Origin of the sequence: Pantoea sp. R102 (assembly GCF_004916815.1) — a bacterium.
GTDB lineage: Bacteria > Pseudomonadota > Gammaproteobacteria > Enterobacterales > Enterobacteriaceae > Pantoea > Pantoea dispersa.
On sequence record NZ_SDFT01000188.1, the window covers coordinates 1 to 5,308 of the forward strand.

At 60.5% G+C, this 5,308-nt stretch carries 5 protein-coding genes and 1 pseudogene; 3 read left to right on the plus strand and 3 right to left on the minus strand.

Translation table 11 applies throughout. The features are described 5' to 3' along the window. Nucleotides 1-135, plus strand: a pseudogene (locus ERD80_RS18310) (IS481 family transposase); the annotation flags it as partial. A 98-nt stretch (nt 136-233) separates the two neighbouring features. Here the strand turns inward: ERD80_RS18310 and ERD80_RS18315 are convergent. Then, on the minus strand, nt 234-686 hold the full coding sequence (locus ERD80_RS18315) for a GNAT family N-acetyltransferase (protein ID WP_058757074.1): 453 nt from the start codon (nt 684-686) through the stop codon (nt 234-236). Next, nucleotides 686-1,939: a diaminopimelate decarboxylase gene (gene lysA / locus ERD80_RS18320; protein WP_058771566.1), complete on the minus strand. Its 1,254-nt coding sequence runs from the start codon at nt 1,937-1,939 to the stop codon at nt 686-688. The genes ERD80_RS18315 and lysA overlap by 1 nt, the downstream gene beginning before the upstream one ends. A 110-nt stretch (nt 1,940-2,049) precedes the next feature. On the opposite strand from lysA, the gene ERD80_RS18325 reads away from it, so the two are divergent. Further along, nucleotides 2,050-2,970: a LysR family transcriptional regulator gene (locus tag ERD80_RS18325; protein ID WP_058771565.1), complete on the plus strand. Its 921-nt coding sequence runs from the start codon at nt 2,050-2,052 to the stop codon at nt 2,968-2,970. On the opposite strand, the gene ERD80_RS18330 is transcribed toward ERD80_RS18325, so the two are convergent. Beyond that, nucleotides 2,967-4,130, minus strand: a complete 1,164-nt coding sequence (locus ERD80_RS18330) for an MFS transporter (protein ID WP_136547967.1) — start codon at nt 4,128-4,130, stop codon at nt 2,967-2,969. The two genes, ERD80_RS18325 and ERD80_RS18330, sit on opposite strands and share 4 nt — an antisense overlap. A 391-nt stretch (nt 4,131-4,521) precedes the next feature. Here ERD80_RS18330 and ERD80_RS18335 point away from each other — a divergent pair, with 391 nt between their 5' ends. After that, nucleotides 4,522-5,148, plus strand: a complete 627-nt coding sequence (locus ERD80_RS18335; RefSeq protein WP_021506683.1) for a hypothetical protein — start codon at nt 4,522-4,524, stop codon at nt 5,146-5,148. Nucleotides 5,149-5,308 lie beyond the last annotated feature (160 nt).

Here is a 5,308-nt window from a genome sequence, read left to right on the forward strand (position 1 = left end):
AAGGCGTTCAGGGGAGAGCGTGTGGGGCTGAAGGAGACGGGGGAAGACGGTTATTACGAGGTGTGGTGGTACAGCACAAAAGTGGGGGTGATCGACCTGAAGAAAAAGTCGATCACCATGGGTAAAGGATGTTAAAAAGTGTTCACTATGTCCCCGAACACCTGTCTGCCATGTCCCCGGACTGTACACTTGCGGGAGAGGGTTGGGGTGAGGGCCAGCGCGCACCCAACCCACTATAAATCCTGCGAATACACCTTCACCTGCACCTCAGGAAACTCCAGCGCATCACACTGATACTGCCAGCCGAATCGCTCGTAGTAGCCGCCAAACGTCGACCACAGCCACACCGTTGCATAGCCGCGCTGGCGGGCATAATCCAGCACGTGCTGCTGCAGGGCGGCGCTCAGCCCCTGCCCGCGCGCCGCTTCATCCACATACAGCGCGGCAACCCACGGATAGAGATCCTGACGGCTAATCAAATCACAGCGCCAGAACCCTACCGTGCCGTGCGGCACGTCATCGTCGTCCAGCGCGACAAAGGTCACCGGAAACGCGGCACCGTTCAGGCTACTGCGTACAATGCTGTCGTAAAACGCGCGCGAGGTGCCGTCACCAAACGCCTGCCATAGCCAGTCGGTGATCTGGCTGGCGTGATGCGGCACGCTGCTGAGCGGCACGATGCGCATCAGTTCAGCTCCAGCGCCAGCAGTTCCTGAATGGTCTGCGCACGGCGAATCTCACGCGGCACGCCCTGCTCAAACAGCACTTCCGGGATCAGCGGACGGCTGTTGTAGTTGGAGGACATTGATGCGCCGTAAGCGCCGGTATCATGGAACACCAGATAATCGCCGACCTGTGCCGCCGGCAGCGCGCGGGTTTCCACTTTGCCCCCTTCCAGCTGGGTAAACACATCTCCCGACTCACACAGCGGCCCGGCCACCACGCTCTCCACATGCGCCTCACCCGGCACGCTGCCATCGGCAGGCAGCAGCGAAATATGGTGATAGCTGCCGTACATCGACGGACGCATCAGATCGCTGAAACCGGCATCCACCAGCACAAAGTGACGGCTGCCCATCTGCTTCACCGCCCGCACCTGCGACACCAGTACGCCCGACTCTGCCACCAGGAAGCGGCCCGGCTCGATCTCCAGTTTCACCGCATGGCCGAGGTGCGCCGCGATACGCTCGCGCGCGCCGTTCCACAGGCCGTAATAGTGCTGCGTATCAATCGCCTCCTCACCAAAGCGGTAAGGAATCGACAGCCCGCCGCCCGCCGAAATGGCCTGCAGGTCCTGGCCAAAGGCCACGACCTGATCGACCATCGCGTCGCACACCTGCTGCAGATGGCCATAATCGACGCCGGAGCCAATGTGCATATGTAAACCTATCAGCTGCAGGCCATGCTGCTGAATCGCCGCCAGCGCCAGTGGCAGATCGCTGTGCCAGATGCCGTGCTTACTGTTTTCGCCACCGGTATTGGTTTTCTGGCTGTGACCGTGGCCAAAGCCCGGATTAATGCGCAGCCAGACGCTGTGACCCGGCGAAACCGCGCCAAGCTGATGCAGCATATCCACGGATCCAGCATTTACCGGCACCTTCAGCTCGGCGATGCGCGCCAGCGTCGGCGAGTCCAGCACATCGGCGGTGAACACAATATCCTCGCCGCCCGGCTGAAAACCGGCAGCCAGCGCACGTTCGATCTCGCCGAGCGAGACCGAATCGACCTTGACGCCGGCAGCGCGCATCAGCCGCAGAATATGAATATTTGAGCAGGCCTTTTGCGCAAAGCGCACCACGTCAAACGCGCTGAGCTGTGCAATACGCTGCTGAATGATTTCGGCATCGTAAGCCCAGAACGGGCCGCTGTAGCGCTGCGCCAGCGGCAGCAGATTTGTGGCGTTAAGCGCCGTCTGGGAATCGTTAAGTGGACGTGGCATGAGCATTCTCCTGAGTCGTTGCTGTCATTTAGCCACAGCACAGTGATGCAGAAAAATATCTGTTTAAGCGTCAGCTATGCAAATATGATATGGATGACACGGAGGCGACGATGGCAAAAATTAACTGGCGGCATATCGAAATCTTTCACGCGGTGATGACCAGCGGCAATCTGACCCAGGCCGCCACGCTGCTGCACACCTCGCAGCCAACGGTGAGCCGCGAGCTGGCGCGGCTGGAGCAGCAGCTGGGCTTACAGCTGTTTGAGCGGGTGCGCGGCCGCCTGCAGCCCACCGTTCAGGGGCTGCGGCTGTACGAAGAGGTGCAGCGCTCGTGGTACGGTCTGGATCGCATCATGGATGCCGCCGAAGGGTTACGCAATTTCCGCCAGGGCGAGCTGTCCATCGCCTGCCTGCCGGTTTTTTCCCAGTCGCTGTTACCGCCGCTGCTGCAGCCGTTTTTACAGCGCTATCCGCAGGTGAGCCTGAATATTATTCCGCAGGAGTCGCCGCTGCTGGAGGAGTGGCTGTCGGCGCAGCGCTACGATCTCGGTCTGACCGAAACCCAGCATGCGCCCGCCGGGACTGAACGCCTGGCACTGCTGACCAGTGATGAAGTGTGCGTGCTGCCGCCGCAGCATCCGCTGTGTCAGCGTGCGGTGCTGACGCCGCAGGATTTTCATGGTGAAAACTATGTCAGCCTGTCGCGTAGCGATAGCTATCGTCAGTTGCTGGATGCGCTGTTCCATGAGCAGCAGGTGGAGCGGCGGCTGGTGCTGGAGACGCACAGCGCCGCGTCGGTGTGCGCGATGGTGCGCGCCGGGGTGGGCATTTCGATTGTTAATCCGCTGACGGCGCTGGATTACGCCGACAGCGGTGTGGTGATGCGCCGCTTCAGTATTGCCGTGCCGTTCACGGTGAGCCTGGTGCGGCCACAGCATCGGCCGGCATCGGCGTTGGTCGATCACTTTTGCGACCACCTGCAGCAGCAGGTGGCCACCTTTCCGCAGCGCATCGCCCGGCGGCTGGCTTAAGCGCGCACCGTCTCGCGCTGACCGCCCGATTTGCGGAAGGTCAGCAGGCAAACCACTAATCCCGCTGCCGCCAGCGCTGCCGCCGCGACCGGCACCGCCGTCAGGCCATAGCCTTTGTCGATCACTGCGCCGCCCACCCACGCACCGAGTGCGTTACCGACGTTGAAGGCCGAGATGTTGAGCGTCGACACCAGATTTGGCGCCTCTTTACCGTGGCGCACCACGTTGATTTGCAGACCCGGCACGGTGGCGAAGGTCGCCATCGCCCACAGGAACAGGGTGATTTCTGCCAGCCACAGCGCATGGCTGGTCCAGCTGAACAGCAGCGAGAACACGGCGATCAGCGAAAAGCTGAGGATCAGGCTGAACGACACTTTCCAGTCCGCCAGTTTGCCGCCAACAATGTTACCGACCGTCAGGCCGGCGCCAATCAGGAACAGCGTCCAGCTGACACCGCGATCGCTGATGCCGGTCACCTGCAGCAGCAGCGGCGCAATGTAGCTGAACAGCGCAAACATCGCGGCGGCAAAACACACCGTCATCAGCAGCGACAGCCACAGTTTGCCGTTGGCCAGCGCGCTGATTTCGCTCGCCAGATGCACCGGCTTTTCATCTTTGTTGGTCGGCAGGCTGACAATCAGCGCAATGAACGCGAGGATGCCGATAATCGCCACGCCCCAGAAGGTGGCGCGCCAGCCAAACAGCTGACCAAACCAGGTGCCAAGCGGCACGCCCAGTACGTTGGCCAGCGTCAGACCGGTAAACATCAGCGCTACCGCCGACGCCTGACGGCCCGGTGCCACTAGGCTGGCCGCGACCACTGAACCGATGCCGAAGAACGCACCGTGACACAACGCGGTAATGACGCGCGCCAGCATCAGCAGGTTATAGGTATAAGCCAGCGCACAGAGTACGTTGCCGATGATGAAGATGATCATCAGCAGAATCAGGGTACGTTTACGCGGCAGTTTCGCGGTCAGCAGCGCCATGATTGGCGCGCCGATGGCCACGCCCAGCGCATAGCCGCTGATCAGCCAGCCCGCAGAAGGAATCGACACCTGCAGGTCACCCGCCACTTCCGGCAGTAACCCCATGATGACGAACTCCGTGGTGCCGATGGCGAACGCACTCAGCGCCAGCGCCAGTAATGCAACAGGCATAACACACTCTCCCAAAATAATTTTGCAGGCGGGCCGTACGACGAACGCCGTACGGTTAAGACAGACGCGTATCCCTCCGACAGTGCGGGGATGTTTATTTTTGAACTGCGTCACAGTCTGCTATTAAAGCACAGCCTCTGACTCTCAACCACCCGGGCGGCAGCAAGGCTATTTTGCCTGCGCGGCAATAATCCCGGCGCTAAAAAGTGTCGCTTATGCATCACTGAGACAGGACGGCGATAACAGACTACGCTTGATAACAGGTTGTGATCGCTGTCACAGCGACGGCGCTTTCTGGCGTTAAATCAGGCAGTAAAGGATGGTCGCACATTGCCGATACCCCAATGGATTGCCCGGTAATGCGGCGTCAACACAACAGGGGGACAGAGTTATGCGATGGATCATCGCGCTGGCGATCGGCGGCTTAAGCGGCTGCTCGGTCGGGCACTATGAATACAGCTCAGAAGCGGCCAGGCGCGTCGATATGACCGTCACCGGCATCCCCACCGTGCTCGGCATGGGTGCGCTGGGCACCACTATCCCCCTGACGCGCGAATATAGCCTGACGGCGGCACACGTGGCCAAATATTCGCTGTATCGGGTGAAGGCCTGGCATCCGGAGTGCGATATCGCCGTGGTTTATCATGCGAATAAAGAAGCCAACCTGCCCCCGCAGTTCCGCAACAGCCATATCGGCGACAACGTAAATCTGTATGGGTATAGCTTTATCTCCGCGCTGCCGGTGGCATCAAGCGGCAAAAATCTGATCAATACGACGCTGAGCAATGACTGGAATAAGGCCAGCTGCGTAGTGGTGGCGGCCAATGCCGGCGTGGTGAAAGGCATGTCCGGCGGCGCGGTGTATAACGCCAGCGACGACACGCTGGCCGGGGTGATTGTCGGCTATAGCAGTCGGATTGATGATAATAAGAGCGGCAAAACGCTGTTTAAAGATGTGGCGCTGTATGTGCCTTATGCGCGGTTCCAGGCGTGGCTGGATGGGGTGGTGAAGTCTTAGGTTGGGTGCGCGCTGATGCCCTCACCCCGGCCCTCTCCCACAGGGAGAGGGAGAAAACCAGAGCGGCCTTCTGCCTCGGGGAGAGGGAGAAAACCACAGCGGCCCTCTCCCACCGGGGAACAGGCAAGTCCCCTCTCCCCATGGGTGTACAGTCCGGGGA